General features: G+C 57.7%; 15 protein-coding genes. 13 read left to right on the top strand and 2 right to left on the bottom strand.

Annotation, left to right across the window (positions count from 1 at the left end; translation table 11 throughout):
• The 8 genes from R2676_RS16225 (at position 1) to R2676_RS16260 (ending at position 15,523) form a co-directional block, all read left to right on the top strand.
• Positions 1 to 3,135, top strand: a complete 3,135-nt coding sequence (locus R2676_RS16225; protein WP_316857347.1) for a type I restriction endonuclease subunit R — start codon at positions 1 to 3, stop codon at positions 3,133 to 3,135.
• 90 nt (positions 3,136 to 3,225) lie between these two features.
• Positions 3,226 to 4,599 (top strand): toll/interleukin-1 receptor domain-containing protein, encoded by a 1,374-nt coding sequence (locus tag R2676_RS16230; RefSeq protein ID WP_206272433.1) that lies wholly within the window; start codon positions 3,226 to 3,228, stop codon positions 4,597 to 4,599.
• The gene (locus R2676_RS16235) at positions 4,596 to 6,143 is read left to right on the top strand and encodes an argonaute/piwi family protein (protein WP_206272432.1); all 1,548 of its coding nucleotides are present in this window, start codon (positions 4,596 to 4,598) and stop codon (positions 6,141 to 6,143) included. Before R2676_RS16230 ends, R2676_RS16235 begins: the two co-directional genes overlap by 4 nt.
• Before the next feature lie 955 nt (positions 6,144 to 7,098).
• Positions 7,099 to 7,308, top strand: a complete 210-nt coding sequence (locus R2676_RS16240; protein WP_316857349.1) for a hypothetical protein — start codon at positions 7,099 to 7,101, stop codon at positions 7,306 to 7,308.
• Positions 7,305 to 9,362, top strand: a complete 2,058-nt coding sequence (zorA, locus tag R2676_RS16245) for an anti-phage ZorAB system protein ZorA (RefSeq protein WP_206272430.1) — start codon at positions 7,305 to 7,307, stop codon at positions 9,360 to 9,362. The genes R2676_RS16240 and zorA overlap by 4 nt, the downstream gene beginning before the upstream one ends.
• A gap of 3 nt (positions 9,363 to 9,365) precedes the next feature.
• Positions 9,366 to 10,076 carry an OmpA/MotB family protein gene (locus R2676_RS16250; protein WP_206272429.1) on the top strand — a complete coding sequence of 237 codons (711 nt, stop codon included), beginning with the start codon at positions 9,366 to 9,368 and terminating at the stop codon, positions 10,074 to 10,076.
• Positions 10,073 to 11,749 (top strand): EH signature domain-containing protein, encoded by a 1,677-nt coding sequence (locus R2676_RS16255; RefSeq protein ID WP_206272428.1) that lies wholly within the window; start codon positions 10,073 to 10,075, stop codon positions 11,747 to 11,749. Before R2676_RS16250 ends, R2676_RS16255 begins: the two co-directional genes overlap by 4 nt.
• A gap of 3 nt (positions 11,750 to 11,752) precedes the next feature.
• The gene (locus R2676_RS16260) at positions 11,753 to 15,523 is read left to right on the top strand and encodes an SNF2-related protein (protein ID WP_316857350.1); all 3,771 of its coding nucleotides are present in this window, start codon (positions 11,753 to 11,755) and stop codon (positions 15,521 to 15,523) included.
• Between the two features lie 1,702 nt (positions 15,524 to 17,225).
• On the opposite strand, the gene R2676_RS16265 is transcribed toward R2676_RS16260, so the two are convergent.
• Positions 17,226 to 17,387, bottom strand: coding sequence for a hypothetical protein (locus R2676_RS16265; RefSeq protein WP_206272427.1), 162 nt, complete (start codon positions 17,385 to 17,387; stop codon positions 17,226 to 17,228).
• A 67-nt stretch (positions 17,388 to 17,454) separates the two neighbouring features.
• On the opposite strand from R2676_RS16265, the gene R2676_RS16270 reads away from it, so the two are divergent.
• Complete coding sequence (locus R2676_RS16270; RefSeq protein ID WP_206272426.1) at positions 17,455 to 17,703, top strand: hypothetical protein; 249 nt, start codon at positions 17,455 to 17,457, stop codon at positions 17,701 to 17,703.
• A 73-nt stretch (positions 17,704 to 17,776) separates the two neighbouring features.
• Here the strand turns inward: R2676_RS16270 and R2676_RS16275 are convergent, their stop codons facing one another.
• Positions 17,777 to 18,067 carry a DUF6471 domain-containing protein gene (locus tag R2676_RS16275; RefSeq protein WP_206272425.1) on the bottom strand — a complete coding sequence of 97 codons (291 nt, stop codon included), beginning with the start codon at positions 18,065 to 18,067 and terminating at the stop codon, positions 17,777 to 17,779.
• A gap of 248 nt (positions 18,068 to 18,315) precedes the next feature.
• Here R2676_RS16275 and R2676_RS16280 point away from each other — a divergent pair, with 248 nt between their 5' ends.
• From R2676_RS16280 to R2676_RS16295, 4 genes are read left to right on the top strand one after another with little or no spacing between them, the layout of a single operon-like run.
• Positions 18,316 to 19,086: a hypothetical protein gene (locus R2676_RS16280; protein ID WP_206272424.1), complete on the top strand. Its 771-nt coding sequence runs from the start codon at positions 18,316 to 18,318 to the stop codon at positions 19,084 to 19,086.
• Positions 19,083 to 21,116, top strand: a complete 2,034-nt coding sequence (locus tag R2676_RS16285) for a transposase (protein WP_206272423.1) — start codon at positions 19,083 to 19,085, stop codon at positions 21,114 to 21,116. Before R2676_RS16280 ends, R2676_RS16285 begins: the two co-directional genes overlap by 4 nt.
• Positions 21,113 to 22,099, top strand: coding sequence for a TniB family NTP-binding protein (locus tag R2676_RS16290; protein ID WP_316857351.1), 987 nt, complete (start codon positions 21,113 to 21,115; stop codon positions 22,097 to 22,099). The genes R2676_RS16285 and R2676_RS16290 overlap by 4 nt, the downstream gene beginning before the upstream one ends.
• Positions 22,096 to 23,940, top strand: coding sequence for a TniQ family protein (locus R2676_RS16295; RefSeq protein WP_206272422.1), 1,845 nt, complete (start codon positions 22,096 to 22,098; stop codon positions 23,938 to 23,940). Before R2676_RS16290 ends, R2676_RS16295 begins: the two co-directional genes overlap by 4 nt.
• Positions 23,941 to 24,038: the final 98 nt, after the last annotated feature.

Here is a 24,038-nt window from a genome sequence, read left to right on the forward strand (position 1 = left end):
ATGACAGAAGACCAACTGGAACAGGAAACACTCGGCTGGCTCTCAGAAGTCGGCTATGACTGCCTCTTCGGCCCCGACCTCGCTCCCGATGGCGTGAATTCTGAACGTGCTGACTACCGTCAGGTCTTGTTGGGCGAACGTCTTCGCCGTGCAATTGCCCGCTTGAACCCGAGCATTCCGGTGGCTGCCCGCGAAGTCGCTGTGCGTCAGGTGCAAGACCTGGGCATCCCCGTACAGCTTTCCGCCAACCGGCGTTTCCACCAAATGCTGGTCGGTGGCGTGCTGGTCGAATACCAGAAGGATGGTGAAACCCGAGGTGATTTCGTCCGCCTCATCGATTGGGCCAATCCAGCAGCCAACGAGTGGTTGGCAATCAACCAGTTCTCCATCAAGGGCCCGCACCACACCCGGCGGCCAGACATCATTCTGTTCGTCAACGGCTTGCCGTTGGCGTTGCTGGAGTTGAAGAACCCCGCCGACGAACACGCCGACATCTGGAAGGCCTACGACCAGATTCAGACCTACAAGGACCAGATTCCCGACGTCTTCCAATACAACGAAATCTTGGTCATCAGCGATGGCTCGCAAGCACGCATCGGCTCGCTCTCAGCCAATGCTGAGCGCTACATGCAGTGGCGCACCATCGATGGCGTCGCCCTAGACCCGCTCGGCCAGTTCAATGAGCTGGAAACGCTCGTGCGTGGCGTGCTTGCGCCCGCCTACCTGCTGGACTACCTGCGCTTCTTCGTGCTGTTCGAGGACGACGGCACCCTGGTCAAGAAGATTGCCGGCTATCACCAGTTCCATGCCGTTCGCGCCGCCATCCAGCAAGTCGTCTCAGCCTCCCGGCCCGGCGGTAGCCACAAAGGGGGCGTGGTCTGGCACACGCAGGGCAGCGGCAAGAGCATCACGATGACGTGCTTTGCCGCGCGGGTGATGCAGGAAGCGGCGATGGCGAACCCAACCATCGTCGTCATTACCGACCGCAATGACCTCGACGGGCAACTGTTCGGTGTGTTTTCGCTGGCGCAGGATTTGTTGCGTGAGCAGCCGGTGCAAGCTGGCACTCGACAAGATTTGCGCGACAAGCTGGCCAATCGGCCTTCCGGCGGCATCGTCTTCGCCACCATCCAGAAGTTCATGCCGGGGGAGGACGAAGATACCTTCCCCGTGTTGTCGGACCGGCACAACATCGTCGTCATCGCCGACGAAGCGCACCGAACCCAGTATGGCTTCGAAGCCAAGCTGAAAACGTTGAACGCGCCAAAAGCCGCTGCCAATGACGACTCAGGCTTGCTGGTGGCCGAACCCCGAGCGGTCTATCAGGTGGGCTATGCCCAGCACCTGCGCGATGCGCTGCCCAACGCAACGTTCGTTGCCTTCACTGGCACCCCAGTGTCGAGCGAGGACCGGGATACGCGTGCCGTCTTCGGCGACTACATCCACGTCTACGACATGCAGCAGGCCAAGGAGGATGGTGCCACGGTGGCCATCTACTTCGAGTCCCGCTTGGCCAAGCTGTCGCTCAAGGCCGAGGAGTTGCCTCAGATTGACACGGAAGTTGATGAACTCGCCGAGGACGAAGAGGAAGGCCAGCAGGCCAAGCTGAAGACCCGCTGGGCCGCGCTGGAAAAGGTCGTCGGCGCGGAACCCCGTGTGGCTGCCGTCGCTGCCGACCTTGTGGCGCACTTCGAGGAGCGCAACAAGGCGCAGAGCGGCAAGGCCATGGTGGTTGCCATGAGCCGCGACATTTGCGTCCACCTCTATAACGAAATCATTGAGCTGCGCCCCGACTGGCACGACCCCGACCCGGAGAAAGGCGCTATCAAGATTGTGATGACAGGCTCGGCCAGCGATAAAGCGCTGCTGCGGCCTCACATCTACAGCGGCCAAGTCAAGAAGCGCTTGGAAAAGCGCTTCAAGGACGCTGCCGACCCATTGCGCATTGTCATCGTGCGAGACATGTGGCTAACGGGCTTCGACGCGCCCTGCGTCCATACGCTGTACGTGGACAAGCCCATGAAGGGCCACAACCTGATGCAGGCCATCGCCCGCGTCAACCGCGTCTTCAAGGACAAGCAGGGCGGCCTGGTGGTCGATTACATCGGGATTGCCAATGAGCTCAAGAGCGCGCTCAAGGAATATACGGCCAGCAACGGGCGTGGTCGCCCCACTGTAGATGCCGCAGAGGCGTACGCCATTCTGGAAGAGAAGCTGGACATCTTGCGCGGCATGCTTAACGGCTTCGACTACAACGATTTCCTGACGGCTGGCCACAAGCGCTTGGCAGGTGCCGCCAACCACGTGCTAGGCCTCAAGGATGGCAAGAAGCGCTTCGCCGACACGGCGCTTGCCATGAGCAAAGCATTCACGCTGTGCTGCACGCTGGACGAGGCCAAGGCCGTCCGCGAAGAGGTCGCCTTCATGCAGGCGGTCAAGGTCATCCTGACCAAACGGGAGCTCAGCGAGAAGAAGCGCACCGACGAGGAGCGGGAGCTGGCCATTCGGCAAATCATCGGCTCGGCGGTGGTTTCCGAAGAGGTGGTGGACGTGTTCGAGGCGGTCGGGCTCGACAAGCCGAATATCGGTATTCTCGATGACGCTTTCCTCGCGGAAGTGCGCAACCTACCGGAACGGAATTTGGCAGTGGAACTGCTGGAGCGGCTGCTGGAAGGTGAAATCAAGAGCCGCTTCGCGGGGAGTGTGGTTCAGGAGAAGAAATTTTCCGAGATGCTCGCCAATGTGGTGAAGCGTTATCAGAGCCGAGCCATTGAAACTGCCCAGGTCATCGAAGAGCTCATCGACATGGCTAAGAAGTTCCGCGCTGCCGCTGGCCGGGGCGAGGAACTTGGGCTGACCGAAGACGAAGTGCGCTTCTACGACGCTCTCGCAAACAACGAGTCCGCTGTTCGCGAGCTGAGTGACGAGACGCTGAAGAAGATTGCGCACGAGCTTACCGAAAACCTACGGCAGAACATCACAGTGGACTGGTCGGCTCGAGAAAGCGTCCGGGCCAAGTTGCGGCTGATGGTCAAACGGATTTTGCGTAAGTACAAATATCCGCCTGACCAGCAAGAAGGGGCTGTCGAGCTCGTATTGCAACAAGCTGAGGCTTTGGGGGAGGCGTGGGCTTAGATTGGAACGCGCCACTCCAGCTTCCCTCAAGAACCAGGTGGCTCTCCTCGCAAAGCCTTTATTCACGTCCGTCTTCTTCTTCGACAAGACATGACCGACCAAGCTCCCGACCAAAGAACTGCGCTGTTCATTTCGCACGCAACGCCAGAAGACAATCATTTTGTTCGCTGGCTAGGCGCGAAGCTCACAGCGATGGGCTACGAGGTTTGGGCCGACGTCATGCGTTTGTATGGCGGCGTTGACTGGGCACGCGAACTAGAGCAGGCCCTTCGGAGGCGCGCAGTTAAGATGCTGTTGGTGTGCACTCCGAGCGGTCTCGAAAAGCAGGGCGTGCGAAACGAGATTGAGATGGCGACGAATCTCGCGCGGCAGCTTGGTGACGCCGCGTTCATCATCCCGCTCCGACTCGAATCCTACGAAGCTCCTTTCCGTATTGCTCAAGCGCAATATGTTGACTTCAAGAGTAGTTGGGCTCGAGGGTTGGCGGAGCTTACCGAGCTGCTTCATGACCAAGGGGTTCTCAGAGGCCAGCCCGGACTTATGCAGGCTTGGTTGGAGACTCATGCTGAAGGTTCGGCGAAACTAGTTCAAAAGTCTGAACCATTGGTCTCTAACTGGCTAGCAGTTGAGGGCCAACCAAGCATGATTCACTACTGTGAACCACCTGTTGGTTTCGATTCGGACCGTTTCCAGCATCGCCAATCCCACTCCTGGCCATGTGTACCTCATCGTGGAGGCGTGATTACATTCGCGAGCCCAGACGCATCAGGTCACTTGAGTGCTGGGCTTCCTGGCAAGGTAATCGGGAGTATCGCTACAGACACTTTTCTTAGTGGTGGGTGGTCTGAATATGGAATCGAGCCCTTTCGTGCCCAAGCCATGTACTCGGACATTGGTTCGCAAGCATTTGACCGCTACTGTAAGAAGCGAGGCTTGAAGGGCTATCAAGGCTCCGGAAATAGACTTAGTTGGTGGGCCGATATCAAGACCGCTCCCCTCGACAAAGTCAGATTTGACTGGGGTTACAGGGACGGCGCTAGGCAAATCATCGGACACTCCGACAAGCGCAGTGTCCATTGGCACTACGCCATCAATGTCCACTTGCGAAGCACGCCATTGCCGCATGCTCGAATAGCGGCTCGCTTGGTCTTCAGCGAAAACGGCATGGACGCCATCGAAGACAAGCGTCGCGCCCATACGCTGCGTCGTTCTCTCGCGAAGGGCTGGAGAAACTCTCGATGGCGGGACATGCTTTGCGCTTTCTTATGGTGGTTGTCCGATGACAAGAGCCAGCTGACGCTGTCGGTTGCCGACGGTGGACATATCGCTGTGCGCATTCCGCCGATGCAATTTGGCTGCCCCGTGCGTGTGGATGAAACTAGCGATGCCCCCGCAGAAGAGGATGACCCGGATATTCCCAGCAGCCAGTGGGATGACGACCAGCTGACGGAGGAAGAGGAATGACTCGCCCGACGGTTTGCCACATCGCCGAGCCAACACTGGCTTTTCGGTACGGGCAGCAGCTGGAATATACCCGCGACGGACTCTACCTGTATGGGCCAGTGGATGCGGAAGAGGTCCCCAGACAAATCCGGTACGGATTCATCGGTACGAAGGCTGGTCTGGAGCGGTTTGAGAGATGGGCCGCGCAGATATCCTCGTTCATCGCCACACCACCTCAACGGCGGGGCGCCAAGGAGATTGAGCCCCACCATGTTCCCTTTCCCGGATTCTCCGAGGCCTTCAATGCCATCTGGTCAAACAAACCATCCAAGGTAATCGCTGACATCGATGAGGAGGACCTACGTAGGCGCATCCATATCGCCAATCGCCATGAAGCAATAAAGTCCGCAGTCGACGTCTTCGTTGAGCGTCTCATCGCTGAGCAGAAGCGCAATGAGAATCCGCCTAGCTTCTGGTACGTCGTTGTTCCTGAGTACATTTACGAACTCGGACGCTCGATGTCGACGGTGCCTAAGGCGGAGCGAGTTGACGGTAAGGTGACGTTGCGAGAAAGGGACGCACTCAAATTGGCCGTGCAGCCGACTCTGTTTGGCGACGCCGAGGAAGAAGCAGAGGTCTACAAATACGAGAAAAATTTTCGCCGGCAGCTGAAAGCGCGGTTGCTTGACCATCAAGTCGTCACCCAAATTGTCCGCGAGAGCACGCTAGCGCCAAGTGATTTCCTGAACGCCAAAGGCGAACCAAAGCGGAGAATAGAAGACCCAGCGACCGTAGCCTGGAAACTGTGCTCGGGCTCCTATTACAAGAGCGGGGGCCGCCCGTGGCAGATAGCCAACATGCGCCCTGGGGTGTGTTACGTCGGTCTTGTTTATAAGCGACAAGACCAAGGAGGGACATCACGACATTCCGTATGTGCCGCACAAATGTTCTTGTCCGATGGTGAAGGCGTCGTCTTCCGTGGAGCGCTTGGCCCGTGGTTTCATCCGGACACGAAGCAGTTTCACCTTGACCAAGAAGCGGCGACCCGCTTAGTCAGCACCGTGCTACATGAGTACAAGACTCGTCACGGCGACAATCCGAAGGAGCTCTTTATTCACGCCAAGTCGTCATTCAGCAATGATGAGTGGGCAGGATTTCAAGAGGCTTGTAGGGGAACGCTGACCAATGTTGTCGGCGTGCAAATTGCTGATGCGTGGGACCAATTAAAGTTATTCCGGCCCGGTGCGTACCCGGTTATTCGCGGAACAGCGATGTTGACTGGTCCGAGGTCGGGATACCTGTGGACATCTGGCTTCGTGCCGAGGCTGGGAACCTACATGGGGCCCGACACTCCGAACCCATTGCAGATAAGCGTTAGACGCGGAGACGCCTCCATTCGAACGGTTATGAGCGACGTACTCGCGCTCACAAAAATTAACTTCAATAGCTGTCTCTTCAATGACAGAGAACCGGTGACTATCCGGTTCGCCGATGCGATTGGGGACATACTGGTGGCAGCTCCGCTTGAAGGGGAGCCCATGCTGCCGTTCAAGTTCTATATCTAGGCGGCTGCTCGGAGGGAGCGTGGCCAGCGCTAGGGGGCGCTGGCTTGTTGCTTCAGCATGTGGCGTTTCGCCGGCCGCGCTGATGTGGCAAACCGAACGCGAGCCTCCCACAGTACTCCAAAGAGGTGATTTTCGGGCTCGCAGATTCTCGCCACACTTAAACGTGGTAAGAGTGCATGAAAATCTTGTGGGGGGGTTAGATGCCACTACCAAACGGTGTTTTGCCGACAGGTGAAATTCACTCGATTTGCCCATCCGCAGGATGGTTGGGCAATCGAGGGATGCTTCACGACGCAAATGGCATTATCGTCCGCCAATGGCAGAGAAAGGCTTGGGTAACCTGCCTACTGTCTTACAAGGGGCGCAATCGTAAGCCCCTGATGCAGCCTGGTCGTTACACTGAACTCTTCTTCTTGGACGAGGCAACGGCGTTGGCGGCAGGGCATCGACCATGCGGTGAATGCCGCCGGGACGACTATAACCATTTCAAGCGCGCCTGGGTGCTTGGCAATAGGCGCCCGGACGACACGACCATAGCAGACATCGACAAGGCAATACATGACGAGCGGACAAGTAATGGTGACGCCGCCGCCCGCTTGCATGAACTTGGGACGCTGCCTTCTGGGGTGCTCTTAGACTGGGTTGGTGTCCCTCACCTTTGGACTGGCAACGCGCTTCTCAAATGGACGCCGCAAGGCTATGTGACTGGCGACGCGGGATGGCTCAGGACGTCAAACGTCAGAATAATTACGCCGCCGTCAGTGGTGAGAGCTCTCGCAGCTGGCTACGTGGCGTGCCTACACAAATCGGCGAGCACGGCCGCCTGATTCATTCTCTTCCTCAACAGCGAGTCGTGCTGTTTTCCAACGTTTTTTCTGAGGTGCTATTTCGCGCTATCTCTAGCTTTGCGATGCATGTATCGTAGGGCTCTATACATTTAAAAAAAGGTTCGGCCATGGTCGAGGGGAAAAATATTTCAATGAGCTTCCGGGTTTCCAGTCGTTTTAAAGGGCTACTTGAGGCTGCGGCTGCAAGTGAGCACCGCTCGCTGACCAACATGCTCGAAACTCTCCTCTACGCATACTGCGAGAAACATGGCATTGAGCTGCCCCATCAGCTCAATGCAAAAAAAGCGGAGTTTGCATTGGAAGGGGGCAAGCAGTGAATCTCGAGACGTCTCTGGTCACGGCGCCAACACCAGTCCTTGTTACCGGCGCTGCACTCGCTGTTCTCGTTGTAGCCTTCTTTGCAGTGTTCCTTGGGCCAGGTTTTGCACATTGGTTGCGCTTGCGTCGCATTCAGCACGGCATCGCTAATTTCGACGCGAAGGACTACCCAGCAGAGTTCAGAAAGGTGTTTGCTGGCGATAAGCAGTTGGCGCACCACTGGAAGGAGTATCAGGAATCACTGCATGTCCAGCGCGAGGAACGGGGCGGTCAGATGGTCGTACGGGCGGTCCGTGCCACAGCGCCAGCGGAGTTGTACTTCAATAGCCAAGCCATCGTCGACAGCAGGTTGCGCACGGAGTTCTTCAAGCACCTTCCAGGTATCTTCACTGGCATCGGCATCATTGGCACGTTCAGCGGTCTCATTGAGGGTCTTCGCGCTTTCCAAGTGAGCGAGAACGCAGCCACTGTGCGAACGAGCCTCGAGTCCCTCATGCACTCGGTTGGGGAGGCATTTCTTGTCTCGGCTGCCGCCATTGCTGCCGCGATGGTTGTTACCTTCATCGAAAAGCTGCTGCTGGCATCGCTCTACCGGAAGACAGAGGAGATTGCGCACGCGATTGACGCATGCTTCGAGGCAGGTGCCGGCGAAGAATACCTGTCACGGCTGGTTAAGGCTTCAGAAGAGTCTGCAAGCCAATCCAAGCTTCTCAAGGACGCTCTCGTCGAGGAGTTAGGCGAGTTGCTGCGCGAACTGACCAGCGCCCAGATTGCTGCAGGCAAGGAGCAGCAGGCTCAGGTCGTGGAGCGATTGGTTCAAGCATCCCGCGAGCAATTGGAGGCTGCTCGTCAAGACAACCAGGTCCTGGGCAGCACTATTGCCGAAAGCATTCAGCAGAGTCTCAAAGGCCCGCTAGAAGACATCGCCTCGACCGTAAGGACAGCGAGCGGCGACCAAAGCGCAACCGCCGCCCGTATGCTTCAGGACATCATGGCTAGCTTCAGCCAGCGTCTCAATGACCTCTTTGGTGGGCAAATCTCTGGCCTCAACGAACTCAATCAGCAGACAGCACGGAGCATGCAGGACGCTGTTGGCACGCTTCAGGCGTTAGTAGCCAACATCGAGGCGTCGAGTCTGCGCTCAACTGATGCGATGGCACAGCGGATGGCCGAAGCTATCGAGAAGATTGAGTCGCGCCAAGAGGCGATGAACGCCCAGTCTGCCGCTTTCATTGAACAGATTCGGCAATTGGTCGCCACCTCTCAGTCGGAGACCAACCAGAAGCTGCAAGGTACGCTGGAGGCAATCGGTACGCAGGTCACCACCATGCTTGCAACACTTAGTGGCTCGCAGCAAGAGGTTTTCGAGAGCAATCGTGCTCGAGAGCAATCGATGGCCGACCGCGCCTCGAGTATTGTCACTGGAATGTCTGAGTCAGTCGAAGCTGCAATCAAGGAGCTCGGCGCAGCAACCAGCCAAATGGCGCAGAGCGTCACGGCACTGACCCAGGTCACGTCGTCGTCAGTCGACAAGATGAATGCCGGGGCGGAGCAGTTGGGTACGGCTTCCCGAAATTTCGCCACGGCTGGTGAGCGCGTCACGAGCATCATGGGCCAGGTAACCAGTGTTTCAACCAAGCTCTCCGAAACCTCAGGAAGTCTTACGGCTGGCGCAACCGCCATTCAGGAACTGCTGAAGGACTATCGCAACCAAAGAGATGCAATCAGTCAGCTCGTTACCGAACTGCGTGCCACGGTGGAGGCGGCGCGCAAAGAAGCCACTCTTACCAGCGACATTCTGGGGCGGATTGAAGGTTCCGCAAACCGTTTGGGTGCGGCGCAAAAGCAGGCTGATGAATACCTTGATGGCGTCAGCCGGGTCCTCGGAGAAGCACATACATCCTTCGCGACTGAGGTAAAGAGGACGCTCGACAAAGCGAATACCGAGTTCCACACAAAGCTCTCCACGGCAGTTGGGCTGTTGCATTCAGCCGTTGCGGAGCTGGAAGTGACGTTGGCCTCGATGGGGAGCCTCACGCCGGTGAGGAGGTAAGGAATGGTGGGCGCAAGGGTCGTTCTCAAGCGCGGCGGCCGGGACGAGGCGGAGAAGCCGTTCTGGATTTCGTTCGCTGACCTGATGACTGCTTTGATGGTGCTGTTCCTGGTCGTCATGGGCGTAGCGCTGCTCGCGGTTACCAAAAACGTCACGGAGAAGGAGAAGAGGGAGGAGCAGCACCGTAAAGACATTGAGCTTATCCTGGACCGCTTCGTAAAGGCTGCGAAGCGGTATGACGGCATCAAGGTTGACCGTGATAGGCATGTCATCGACTTCGGTGACCGCGCGCGTTTTGCTTTTGGGAAATCGAATCTGACGACTGAACAGGAGGTAGTGCTTCGTCAGTTTGTACCCGAAATCCTGACGGTGGCAAACGATGAGCTCGGTAAGCGGGTATTGAAGAGGGTAGTGGTCGAGGGATACACCGACAAGACCGGCTCGTACCTCAGTAACCTGAACCTGAGTCTGCAGCGCAGCCAACGGGTGCTCTGCAGTATGTTTGCAGCATCTGGCCTAAGTCTTCTCTCTGGGGAGCAGAAGGAAAGCGTCCGTAGCCTGTTCCTGGTTGGCGGATACTCTTTTAACGCGGCGAAGGATACTGACGAAGAGAGCCGTCGCGTCGAAATGCGCCTCGAGTTTCTGGGCGTTGGCGAGCAGCGGCCCGAAGCACCGGAGCAGTCCGGCAATTTTGGCGAGTGCGCACTGAAATGAGCGCACTAGACCATCTGGCGTCGCTGCTGCGACCAGCTGTCCAAGAAGGCGCGAAGACGATGACGCCAAGCCGCGGCATTGATGAGGCAATTGCTGCGATGGAAGCGCGCACGAAGTCACGCAAAGGCAGCGCGCTTTCTGAGGACTATCAGCTAGAGACGCTACGTCATTTTTGGCAGAGCCAAGAAGTGAAATCGTTTCGCGATGCCTATCTGTTGTCGTGGAGTCTGTGTTTGCCGTATCGCCCGCAAGGGGCGTGCGTCATGGAGGACCGGCCGCGCTTGGAGCGAGTCCTCGAGGGCGTCGACGCGTGGGTGAGTAGGCCAAGCGCGTACCGGCGGTGTTATCAGGGCTTGGTCAAGAGCTACTTCACCTATGACGCCATTGCTGATGGGACGGCCCTAACCGGCCGAAAGAATTGGGTTTTGCTACGGGAGTACCTGCATGAACGAAATCGACTCATCAAGGACAGAAACCTCAATCCGGAGTGGGTCGATACCGCTGTCGAAAACAAGCGCCTCTTCGGGGAGCAACCGTGTGAGCCCTACGTGGATGCATTGCTCCGGGATGATACTGGGTACATTGAGCACCTCTGCGAGCAGTTGGGAATCGGGAAGGCGTCCTGGTTCCTCCGGGAGCTTGTTCTCGCACAGGTGAAAGGTGCAACTCGCCTGAACCATACACAGTTTCAAGCGCTTCTACCCAGGATGCTTGAGCTGTTGGCCGTTAACGAGGTATTGCGTGACCGTGGAATGATTCTCCTGCTCGACCGGTACGCAGAGGTGCCCAATGCCGCGCTACACCAAATGCTCCGCGACCACTCGGTTGCCTGGTGGGGTAACCCATGGTTGCCATCGAACCGGACACGATGGGGAGGGGTTGCACCAGAGGCTCGGGCAATGGTGGCCGACTGGCTAAAACTGGAGTTCATTGAGACATTCTTCACCAAGCTGGCCGAAGATGGACTTGGCGACCCACGTCGTATGAATTTCTGGAAGCGATACGTCAAATCAATTGACCACATAGAGTTTGCGCTTGGTTCGTCTGCTCGTAACTCCAGGGAACAGGACTTCGTTGCGCTGCGTAAGAAGATGACAGGGCTCGTCCGTGAACTTGATGCATCTGGTGCCAATAATGCCTTCATCATGTCGATGGGTAGCCTAGTCGCCGTAGAGTTCAGTGGCCTCGGCAATGCCCTGTACGGCTATGACGCGAAACGGTCCGTGCCCTTTGACACCACGCAGACGCTACGGCTCGAAGTAAATGGCCGAAACTCCCTTAAACAGAAGAGCAAAAGCATTCTCTGGCTTAGTCACCAAGACGGCATCCATAACTGGGATAAGTGGGAGGACATGTTCGAGGCGACGCTGGCCAAGGAATTTGGAATCAAACCTACTGATTCAGTTCCTCGTGCGACACGGGCCGCGACGAAGCTGCCTTCAATCCGCCAATCATCCGAGGAAACGAACCAGCACGCTGCGAGAGCCAAGTCTCAGCCGTACTCTCGCTCAGCTCTTGCTGGGCTGGCCAGAGAGCATGGCCTTGAAATCGACGATAAAACATCTATGGGCGGCAACCTGTGGGTTCGGGGTGGTGAAAACGGTGAGATAGTCAATCAGGTTCTGACGCACTGGGGCTTTCGGAAAAAAGCCGGCAAGGGGTGGTGGAAATAAGGGGTGACAGTGTTCAAGCTATTCAAGAACGCGAAGGCGCAAAAAAATGCATGGCGGCGCCAGTGGTCGCCGGCGGGCGTCGTGCTGACGTCCGGCAAGGCTATGCCAGATGTCCCAGCTATTGAGAGCGCATTGCTAGAGGGTTACCTCACGCAGTTGGTCGATGACGGACTGGCAGTGGAGACAGAGGACGGCTTCCTGCTTGGCTGGGATTCCATGTACGCGGTACTTGACATGCCTGCCTATGTCGAGCTTTCCAGTCTTCTTCAGCTTCCCGGATTCACCAATGCTCGCCCTGCCCTCCGAAGCAGCCACTCATTAACGGACCGCGATTTCTCTATCGCGCTGGCTGGTTGGTACGGTAATGATGGACTTGAGTTTGATGAAATTCTCAACGGCCCTGTGATGGCGCGCGACGGGCATCAGGCTCTCATGCGTCCAGAGCAGTGGCTTCTGTTCAAGGAAGTCGTCGCGTTTTCGCAGCGAGCGGAGGAAGAGCGAGGGGATTTGGCTCATCGGCAGGCGTGGGGGCGCATTCGAAGACTCGCCATCGCCGCAGGGGCTCATCTCGACGACTTCCTATATCGGTCAGTTGTATTGACTCCGGAAAAACTTCAGATTGGCTTGCGCCGCTCGGAGAGTGTCAGCGACGACCACGTCGTCGAGATTGAGCCGGTCTTCGAGGGGGCACCAGCCAATTGGCTCGAAGTGTTCGACCGAGCTAAGGACGTCCGCGACAGATACGACATTGTGACGCCAGAAGGCATTGTCCAAATTCTGGTGACACCGAAAGTGCGGACTGTGCTGCAGGAAATGAAGCGTCTTCCTCATAGGCGTGTCGCCGGCTCTCGCGCACAAGCATTTCTCCTGAATCCGTACGCCACACTAGGTGCAGATGCAGTGGATGTCATTGAGGAATCGCAGTTCGAACAAGCTCGCGAGAGTGCGGGCCTCGATTACGAGCGATTTGTTCCTCTGCTCGAACGTGATGAGACTGGCTATCCAGTGCGCGTTGGCCTGCTCATCGAAACCGCAGTTGCAAGCGGACCGACTTCGTCAGAAATCGAATGGTTGGATGACGCTGAACTGTCGTCGTTTACACAGGTGCTTTCCCGCGCGCTCAAACTTGGCAACCAGTTGGTTGCATGGGGCGGATATGACTTCGTCGTCCAAGGGGATGCTGAGCAGCATCTCAAGGAACTGACGGCGGCACTGGAGCAACGACTAGCGCCACCGACATTGGTCTCATATTCGGCGGTCCACGACCTGAGCGGCTACTCTGCCAGAGTCGATTCAATCGGAATCGAGAAGCCGTATTGCTCACCCTATATCGCCAAAAGGAAGGAGGACGATGGGTGGTTCCCCGAGAACGTCTTGCCAGTAGTCGTCTACGACCCGCAAGATGGCAGCGGGCCGGTGGAAATCCCGACCAGCAAGACAGCGATAGAAAAGCTCAAGGCGGGGCTGCAGTCTTCAGAGCTGAAGGGCGCGGATGAGGTGAGCGTTCCCTGGCTTCCGAAGCCCATATCGGTTCGAGAGGCTAAGCAGATTGTCAAAACTTTTGAGGAAGTTTTCTCCGATATAGAGTCGGGTAAGCCGTTCGACCCGGTAAAGGTTAACCAACCGCCTCCGAGCACTAAGGGGCCCCAAAAGCAGCTCGTGCTGAGAGCTAACATCCAGGCGCTCGAGTATGAGGAACTGCGACGTGAAGCACTGCAGTCAGTGCCAGTTGAGCCCAACGTGCCTAAGAGTATCCGCCCGGGGTACGCGTTGCTACAACACCAGCGGGAAGGGCTTGCGTGGATGCAGCATTTATTTCGCCTGCAAACCGAATACCAGGTCAGGGGAGCGGTGCTGGCGGATGATATGGGACTGGGGAAAACATTCCAGCTACTAGCACTTATGGCCTGGCTGCTTGAGCTGGAACCAGACATGTCCCCCATGTTGGTCGTTGCGCCCGTTTCGCTGCTGGAAAATTGGGTTGAAGAGGCCAACAAATTTTTTCAGCCGGGCTCATTACCCTTATTGACCGCCTACGGTGACAGCCTTTCCGAACTGAGAGTGCCGCGCGCTCAGATTGACCAGAGGCTCCAGTCTGAGGATGGCCTAGTTAAGTTTCTGCGACCGAATTGGATAGGCAGCGCCAAGATAGTTCTGACGACGTACGAGACTTTGCGGGACCTCGAGTTTTCGTTCGCCGCCCAGAAGTGGTCCTTGATGGTTTGTGACGAAGCCCAGCGAATCAAAAATCCTGCTGCTATGGTCACGCGAGCCGCAAAAAAGCAGAACGTGGACTTCAAGATTGCCTGCACAGGTACACCAGTCGAGAACACGCTTGCGGACATGTGGTGTCTGTTCGACTACGTCCAGCCGGGATTGTTGGGCGCTCTAAACGATTTCGGTCAGCGCTACAGAAAGCCTATTGAGGCCAAGACTGAAGAGGAGCGAGCTCGCGTTGAGGAGCTAAGGGCACGCATCGCGCCGCAGATTCTTCGGCGGTTGAAGAGTCAAGTGGATACAGGTTTGCCGCCGAAAATTGTGGTGGATGAGTGCCGACGCTTGCAGCTATCAAGCACACAGCGAAACCTATATGCGAAAGCTGTGGAGAGCTTCAAGAAACGTGGAGACCCGACGGTTACGACACCGTTCAAAAATCACCTAGGACTACTGCATTACCTGAGGCTGGTTTGCACCGACCCCCGACCTCATGGATTGGGCGTCTTCAAGCCTGAGCCGGTCAGGCAATACCGCGAGAAAGCTCCGAAGCTAGACTGGCTGCTCAACCAGCTTCATGCAATTAAGGCCAAAGGCGAGAAGGTCATCGTGTTCTGCGAATTTCGCGAAATTCAGCGACTTCTGCAGCACTACATCGAGGCCGAATTCGGATTTCGCCCTGACATCATCAACGGAGACACAAAGGCATCAGCGAATCACGTGGCCAGCCGTCAGAAACGCATCAAGGCGTTCCAGGAAACTCCCGGGTTTGGCGTCCTAGTGCTTTCGCCAGTTGCCGTCGGCTTCGGCGTCAATATTCAGGCAGCGAACCACGTCGTTCACTACACGCGGACATGGAATCCTGCTAAGGAGGACCAAGCCACTGACCGCGCGTACCGCATAAATCAAAAGAAGCCTGTGTACGTCTACTATCCGGTGGTTCGTGCGGACGATTTCACGACTTTCGATGTAAAACTCGACATGCTGCTTGAATACAAGCGCGGTTTGGCGGAGGACATGTTGAATGGTGCTGGGGACGTTGCCCCTGGCGACTTCAACTTGGCCGAGGTCGTTCCTGAGTCGGAAGGCGCAGGCATCGACGAACGCATCACGCTCGACATGGCATTGCGCATGGGGTGGCAGCATTTTGAATGCCTGACGGGGGCTCTGTGGGGAAAGCGCGGATACGGTTGTTACCGCACGCCCGGCACGAATGACAATGGCGTCGACATAGTTGCCATTGACGGTCGTAAGGGGCAGCTCATACAGGCTAAGACCAGCGGGACAGACGGTGCCACCCTTGGGTGGGAGGCTGTTAAGGATGTCGTGACCGGCGAAGCTTTCTACCGCCGTAGACACCCGATGGTGGAGTTTGAGAAGGTCTGCATCACGAATCAGTTCTTCAACCGACAGGCGCACGAGAACGCTGCTTTGAACTCTGTGGAACTATTGGACCAAACGCATTTGGCCAGCCTGCTGGAGAGGCACGAAGTGACGATGTTGGAAGTGGAGCGAATGCTTTTTGCTGAATGGCAACAGCATGAGGCGACTGCACAGTAGACATTAGCGAAACGCTTGCGCTGTCTGAAGGAGAATGCAGAAGAGACGGGGTCTTGCCGTGCCCGCCCCACGCCCCAACTTTGCCGCGAAGTTGGGAAGCAGAACGTCCTGTCTACGCCAAGGTCAAGAAGCCGAAACGAGATTCGAATTCCCGAATACCTGCGCTTTGAAGATGCTTTCCATCTTCTGCTTGGTCGACTGGTTCATGCCATTGCAAGACTGGATTTTCATGGGGGCTTGCAATTGCGCTACTGGGGGAGTGACAGGGACACCAAAATTCAATCGCTCCTGAAGCCTAAAACAGCAAAGCTCGATGAGCGCCTGAAAGCTCTGGAGTGTTTGATGCGCGCCGCGTGGGTGAACACGGCAGCTGGAGGCAGCGGGAGTTCAGTCTGTGGTTTGAGCGAGCTCATAGAGCAAGGGTATTTCGTAACCACTACGCCCACGGCCGTTGGGGCGTGCCAGGAAAGCATCTGCCTGGAGAATCCGGGCGATTCTGTGATGCGCCCCCTTTGCTCGTCTTTGTGCGTCTGAACTGGGACATGTCACCGAGTCGAGAGGACGAATCGATTGCGATGACGTTGGACGAGTTCGCTGCTCAGGTTGGGGAAGCAGACCAGCTGTCAGGCCAGTTCCAGGACCTGGCGACGAAGTACGGTGAGCATCTCCACGTCGGGAAAAGACTGAATAGCTCCAGCAGGTAACCATGCCGCGAAATGGAGGCGGCGCGATGTTGAAGCTTGGAGGGTGCGTCGTACTCGTATATCACTCATCTCGCAGATTGCAAATGAACGCTGGTGCCCCCTATGCCAACACGGCGCGCTGTGCGTGCACGATGGAATCCGCTCAGGTCGGCACGGAAATCCCAGACATAGTTTTTGGCTTGAAAATTCCCCTTGCGTTTACTACGGTAAGTCCGTCTCAGCGCAATGTTGGGATGCTGTATCGAAAGTGAATCTGCCTTCGCAAATCTGACGCGTTTCCGCGGCGAACCCTATTTATGAGAGGGTATGACGCAGGAGCGGCTGATGAAGCAGACCATTTTTTGGCGAGCGAAAGCTCACCGCGTTCGGCTGGAGACCGGCGACGGCATTCGGTTTTTGCCTGCCTCGCTGACTGCGCCCATCGCCTGTCCCGCGTTGTGGACCGACCTTGGCACTCTGCCGCAACTCCAGGGTTCGGCCGGCCGGCGTTCTCTTGGGTGCCCTTCTCCGACGCATTACCAAGCGCGAGTTGCCGTCCCGCTTCTCACCCACCACACCGTTTGTTCTGGCGCACATCGTGCCACCCACCGTAGCTCCGAATTTCCGCCTTGCGCGTCCCAACCGTACAGCCATGTAACGTTAACGTTACAAGCGCGTAGAGCAAAAAAAAATTTCATTCGGGAAAGCTATCTCGTACCAACGGATATTCGCGAGACTGGCTGTAACGGCGGGCAGACCACACCTATTTTTTGGCAAAACGCGTCCGTAAGTTATGCAGTCGAAGACTCGATTGACTGCATGATGTTGAAGAGAAACAGCTTCCCAGATTTCCCCTACCGGCCTGGCCTCGCAGGTCTTTTCACTCACGTCACGACACGTGGCCACAGCACTAGCAGGCTAAGTGCGGCAGAGCGAGGTGCATCGTGAGCCGAACGTCTGCGTCCTATGGTCGTCGAGGCCGGCTGAGCGCCGCCAACACCGGAATCCGTCAAACGGCATCAACATACGGCAAAGCTAGGTTCGGCACGTACAGCGAAAAAGCTGATGGCCACATCAATGTCGAGTCCGATGCCGAACGCTTCGTCGCACAGTTGCTGACGATTGACCCCCGTGTCAGGGCTTTTCAGCCGCAGCCGTTTTGCGTTGACCTGATAGACCAAACGGACGCTGCTTCGCGCGGGCAAGCTGCGTTTCAGTCATGCGGCGCAACGTGAAGAAGGGAACTCCATGAACGAACTCGACATTGACCACGACATGAATGTGTGTGGCACACCTGGGCAACTTGTTGTTGATAACGGCCCCGAAACCAAGGGCGGACGCATCCGGAACCTGGACCTGCTCGGCGCCCACGTGAAGCACTGTAGAGCCAGGGCCGGGCAACAAAAGGCTCTTATCGAACGGCTGAATTATTCAATCCGGACAGAAACGACCGGCTCGGCGCGCGGCAACTCGCCACCGAACTTGGACGATTTATGAGAGGGTATGGCGGGAGCAGGCGATGAAACTGGTCTGGCTGCGGGCGAATTTTGCGACGTGGGTAGTCAGTCGCCTAACCTCCAATATTCTGTCCCGGTTTGAAGGGGACGAGTGCGATGGTCTCCACGCCCATCGCACGCAGGCAGGCAATCAGGAAGGCTGCCGAGAACCTCCTGCGATTGATTTTGCGGTTTATCTGGTCCGGCGACTCGTAGATGCCCTGCGCCTCCAGCATCCGCGAAAGCTGTTTGTAGCGAATGCCGCGCCGTACCATCTCTTCCTCTACCAGCCCCTTCGCCTCTTCTTCCCACCGCTCGTACGGCTCAGCCGGCAGCCGACCACGCTTCTGTGGCAGTTCTTCCATCGTTCCCCCGCGACCTTGTTCGAGCCTCTATTTTTCTGGTGCCGCGATTCTCTCACGGGAAATTTCGGTCGTATACGACTGACTCCATATGGGGGAGCACTACACGTTCTCTGCAAGCCATTTTTTTGCGAGAACAGAATGCTAACAATAACCCTACAACCCAGTTTGCCGGCCCGACGGGCCGCAACTGCAACCAAGACGACCAGCCTGGTTAGCAGCCGGTTGCAGACTCCGGACGGAGGCGCGAAATGAGGAGCGCACCGTCCTATGGCGTCCGTAGTCGCCGGAGCGCTGCGAACGCCGGCGTCCGGCTTACGGCCCGTACGTATGGCAAGGCTCGCATCGGCACATATGCCGAAAAGGCCGAAGGCCACATCACTGTCGAATCCGACGCGGAACGCCTGGTCGCGCATATGCTGTGCGTTGACCCGCGCGTGCGCTCTTTCAAGCAGCAACCGTTTACCGTCGACCTGGTCGCAGAGCGGCTGCTGTTCACGCGCGAGGAACTGGCAGAAGCGCGCAGGATGCGCGGCGGTCGCGCCGGGGAGGCGGAGTACACGCCAGACTTTGCCACCGTTCAGGCCGACGGCCTGCAGCGCGCATACGAGGTCAAGCTCCAGGGCTTCGAGGGCGACGGTGGGTACTGGGCGAAGGTCGAGCGGGCCCGGGAAATCATGGAGGCGAACTGCTATCCGCTATCCACGGTGGTCGTTCCTGCGAATGAACGGCACCCGGTCGTCGTAAATGTGCAGCTGTTGAAGCCGGCGATAGCGCGTGCTCGCGAATACCTGACGCCTGACATCATCGACCGGGTCGAACGCTATTGCGAATTGGGTCCGGTGCTACAGCGCACGCTGTGCGCCGAACTCCAGATTCCGACCGGCCTGATTCCTCCCCTGCTCGCTAGGGGCGTTCTTCAGGCCGACCTCGCGCATAACCATATTTGCGGCACGCTGGAACTGACAGTCGCATATGGTGACTTGGCCCACCTCTGTTTGATTGAGGAGCTGCGGCCATGATGTCCGACCTGCGCGCTGGAGACAAGCTGGCGCCGCCCGGCAAACCCGACAGCTACTTCGAGGTGCTGGACGGTCGCCTGCATGCTGGCTCCATCCAGCTGTTCGACGCCGAGAAGCGCGAGGCCAGGTATGACAAATACGATGACATCAGCGCCCGGATTTCGGAAGGCACTCTGGTCCTTCATCGGAAGGGAACGCCGCGCGTCAGCATTGCCGCCCAGTATGACAATCCCGAATTGCACAGTAAGGTCCGCCTTCTGAACGACATACTGCGGCGCATTGATGCCGTCCGGGACCAATACGGTCTGTCGTTTAACGCAGCGATACCGCTAGTCCGTGACGCTTACCTGATGGAAAACGCAGACAAGCCGCTTGTTTGCCCGTTCCCGTCGCGCGCAACCCTGTATCGGGCTTACACGAATCAAAGGCTGGGCCTGCCGGTTCTTAAGGGTGACAAAAATAAAGGCAATGCGACGGCCAGATATTCAAAAGACCTTGTCGAATTCGTCAAGGACGTCATCCAGGACCAATTCCTGGTCACGGAATCCAGGTGGACGGTCCTCGACCTGACGAGCTACGTCAACCGAGAGGCTCGCCGGCGCGGCTTGCATGTTGCCAGCCACGCCATCAGCCGCAAGTTCGTGTGCGCCAGGATTGATGAGCTGACTGTCGATGCCGAATACGACCGGATGGACCCGCTCAATAGGGTCGCAGGTAAATCGTTCGCGAAGAAGCGTATCCGGGCGGCGTTTCCGTTCGCCCGAATTGAGCAGGATGCTCTGCACCTGCCGTTCGTTGTAGTAACCCCCCATGGCATCGCCCGGACCATCTATCTGGTTCTCGCAATTGATGTCTGCACCGGGTATCCGGTGGGATGGCATCTTGTCATCGGTTCGCCGCGCGAGATGGATTCGCTGTTGTGCCTCGAGATGTACCTGACGCCCGCCAAGGCAGCCCGCTTCGCAGAGCTTGGCATCGCTCACGCGATGAACATCTACGGCACGCCCGCACAGGTCATTTTTGACAATGGTCCGGAGACCAAAGGCGGAAGAATCGTCCGACTCGAGCGATTAGGAATGGATGTCAAGCACTGCAAAGCAAAGGAAGCTCAAGGTAAGCCATTCATCGAGCGCCTGAACAGGTCACTTAAGGAAGCACTGCAGCGTCTCCCGGGATGCACGCGCTTCGAAGGAAAAGATGGCGAGCGCGACCCCGAGGCGCTGGGCGACGAGTTGATGAGCGTCGAAGCACTCGAAAAGTGGATTGTTGGGTGGCTCTATAGGGACTGGGCCAACACCCCGCTCAACCGGCTGCGTTGGGACGAACTTTTGGTCGATTCGGTCAAGGGAAAGACGCCGCTTGAGCGCCTGGCCTACCAGACCGAAGAAATGGGACAGCCCATCACTCTGCCGCCACCGCGCCATGAATGGATGGCGGCACTTTTCGAACACCAGATACGCAAGTTGAACGCCAAGACGGGTATCTCGCTTGAGCATGGGTTTAGGTACAACGGCGAAGCGATGTCGTATCTGCTGGCCAAGTACGGCGACCATGCGGCGCTTCACGTGGTTTACAACCCCGACGATTTTCGTCAGGTGTACGTGTACGAGGGGAATGACCTTCCGCTTGTCCCACTGACACACGAGCACGTTCGTCCGGACACGCCGGCGTGGACCTTTGCTGAAGCCAAAGAGAGGTTCGAATCGGGCATGACTGACTGGACGGTCCCGGACGAAAAGGTCCAATTCGAGCGGGAGATGGACGAGGCGGTCACCGGAAACGCGAAAGCCGGTAAGCGCAAGGCTCGCGGCAAGCGCGAGGAAAACAGGGAAACCGTGCGCCGCGCCAAAGACAATTCAGCTGTCCAGCGAGCTATCGACCGGCCGCTTTCAGCGGCAGCACCATTTGGACCTGCACCTTCGACCAACCCGTCGTTGCCGGCGGAAGATTTTCAGTCTGGCGTCATCTCATACGACGACGCGCCGTCGATGAACATTGTTAACAGAAACACTGGAGAAAAACTGCTGTGACGCCAGCCCAACAACTGCGCAAGGACATTGAGGAATGCGAACTCCCGCACCTTATGTTCGTGGAGCACCTCACTGCGCTCAAGCGTCGCATCGATGACGCGCTCGCTGGCTTTTCACCAAAAATCGTTCGCGTTCCTGGTCCGAGCCGTGTGGGCAAATCATCCCTCATCGCCAAACTGTCGCGTGACTACCCTGAGGCCCGCATTGAGGGGCGGCGCCATGTACCTGTATTACTTGTTGAGGTGCCCCCATCCGCAACGGCCAAACTGCTTCCTAAAAGTGTGCTGCGTGCTTTGGGCATGCAGGTTTCCGGCAGCATGACGGCGGGCGCGATGTTCGACCTGATGGTGGAGCAACTGCGCCGGGCCCGCACACGCGTTGTGATTTTCGACGAAATATCACACCTCGTTGATGAAGGCTCGCGGGTGCCTCCGCGCGCGGCCAGCGACTGGCTCAAGACGCTGATGGACACCCTCAACATGACGCTGATTCTCTTCGGCATTCCGCGACTCGAGCGGCTTTTTGCCGCAAATGAACAATTGCGCAACCGGGCTGGCCCCGCGCGCATTTTCTTGCCGTATGACGCAACCGATGTTGGACAGATGACGGCATACCACTCGTGTGTCGCGAATTATGCGCGCCTGTTCGCTGCGGCTGGCTATCCCATTGACATGCCCGCCCGCGTGTTGACGCAGCAAAGCTATCTGCTCACCGGGGGCCTGATTGGGGTGCTCGCGGACTTCATGCGCGAGCTTGCGAGTTTGATGGCACACGAAGCGCCGCGCGCCATTACATACGCTGATTGCCAGAAGGCGCTTGAAGATGTCAGCCACGCGGGGTCGCCGCACAGACTGGCATTCGAGGACTCCGGCATCGACGACGCGGGCGTGGAGCCGGCGGCGCTGAAACAGGCATATGTCCACGTCCTGACCAGTAACGCGGCGTCGGTACCAGTTCGCAAAAAAATCGGAGTTAAACAATGAGCCTCATTCTCACCAGCGCACCCAGGGACGACGAGTCCGGGATGGGTTACTACCGACGTCTCGCCGCCGACAATGCGCTTTTCAGCTGGCGCGACCTGGCAAGTACGGCAGGCGTCGAGCGGAATCGCCGTGCCTTGCTCACGCGCACGGACGACGTCGCCTGCAATCTCGGCCTGGAACCGGCATGGACCGAATTTGCCCGACATCAGGACGACCTCTGCCGGGGTTGGGGGCGGCTGCACCGTGCGCAATCTGAGGCCGTGTGTCCCGCTTGCATGGCTGAATCGCCTTACCTGCGAAGCTCCTGGGAACACGCCTATGTCACAGCATGTCCGCAACATCGAATCCTGCTGGTCGACCAGTGCAACGCTTGCGGGAAGCATCTCTCACCGGAGCGGCTTTACATTGGATTGTGCTCGTGCGGTCACGACCTGAGCAGTCTGCCACGTGTGCCGGCGACCGGCGCACAGCAGTGGCTGTCGACGCTGATTGCGAGCGACGGGCAGCAGTCTGGCAGCATCAAGCCGCCTGTGCACGGCATGGACCTCAACGTGCTGATGAAGGTCATCCGTACGCTCTGCCAATACCCGGACCCGACGCGTTCCGGGTTGCCGCGCAATGCGGCATTGCCGAAATTTGTCACCGAAGCTGTCGAATTTCTCTCGCCGCTCGAAGGTTTGCTCGTTGATTGGCCAATGGGATTCCGGACCCACGTCGAGCAGCGCATCGCCGCTGGTCGCAAGGATGCCCGCACGCTGAACACGTTGCTTGGCGACTGGTACATCAGTCTGCGCAAGCTCTGCCAGGGCACGACGCTAGAGCCTCTTCTCCAAATCATCATTGACGTCGCTGCCTGTAAGTCCGATTGTGTTCTGGGCCTGGATTCGGCCAAGGCTATGGCTGAGGACGCGACCGGATACATGCGCGCGTCGGATGCTGCAAAGGCTATCGGCGTCAGCGTTTCACGTATGCATGACTCCATTGCCGCGGGCGAGTGCGAACACCGTGCACGGCGCACTGGAACGCGTGGTCAGTTGTTCGAAATTCCGTGCGCTGAGGTTGAGCGCATCCACCGACTACGCGCCGGGTGGATTCCCGACGTCGTTGCCTGCGAACTAGCGGGCGTTTCGCCCATCGTGCTCGAACGCATGAAAGCAGCTGGGGTAATCCGGTCAGACGTTCGCTGGCGCGAAGACCTGATGAAGGGCGGTCCGGTCGAGCGCCAATCCATCTCGGATTTACATGAGCGTGTGGAGCGGTCGGCCCAATCCGTTGTGGTGGCCGATGATTCGACGCTCACATGGGCGGAGTTGACGAGCCGGCGCATGGGTGACCGACGGGCAATCGAGTCGCTGATGCAGGCCATCGCAGGAGGCAAGGTGAGAGCCGTCGCGCGCGGTCGGACACTGGGTGAAATGTCCTTCCTGAGGACGGACGTGTCGCAGTATTTCGGCACGCCGCTTCTCGAGGCCGGTATGTCCATTCAGCAGCTTTCGAAGTTTACGGGCTGGAAGTGGGAGAGCATTTCCCACTGGATTGATGAGGGCTTGCTCGATGCGGAGTCAATCGAGCTGCGTGGCCAGCCATGTCGCGTGGTGCTGCCTCATCAGCTGTTGGCTTTCCGGCAAACCTACGTGCCCCTTGCGGACTTGGCGCGCGGCATGGGCACCAAGTCATCCGCGTTGTCGAGACTATTGTCTGGCATCGAGCTGGTCGGTGCGCAGCAGCTCCCGGGTGGAACCGCTCGCGGTGGGCTGATTCGCATTGCAGAGTTGGGCCGCTTGGCAGTTCTTGGGGCAAGGGCTGGGCAGGACCTGTTCGTATCTGCATCGCCGATGTGATTATGCTTTTCCAGCGCTTCCGGTATCACGCGTTTTCATTGCTATTGAACGTCTCAACTTCGATGAAACCGCCGCTACTGGCTAACGAAAGGGCTACG

The sequence above is a fragment of the Ralstonia flatus genome (assembly GCF_958439105.1).
Classification (GTDB): domain Bacteria; phylum Pseudomonadota; class Gammaproteobacteria; order Burkholderiales; family Burkholderiaceae; genus Ralstonia; species Ralstonia flatus.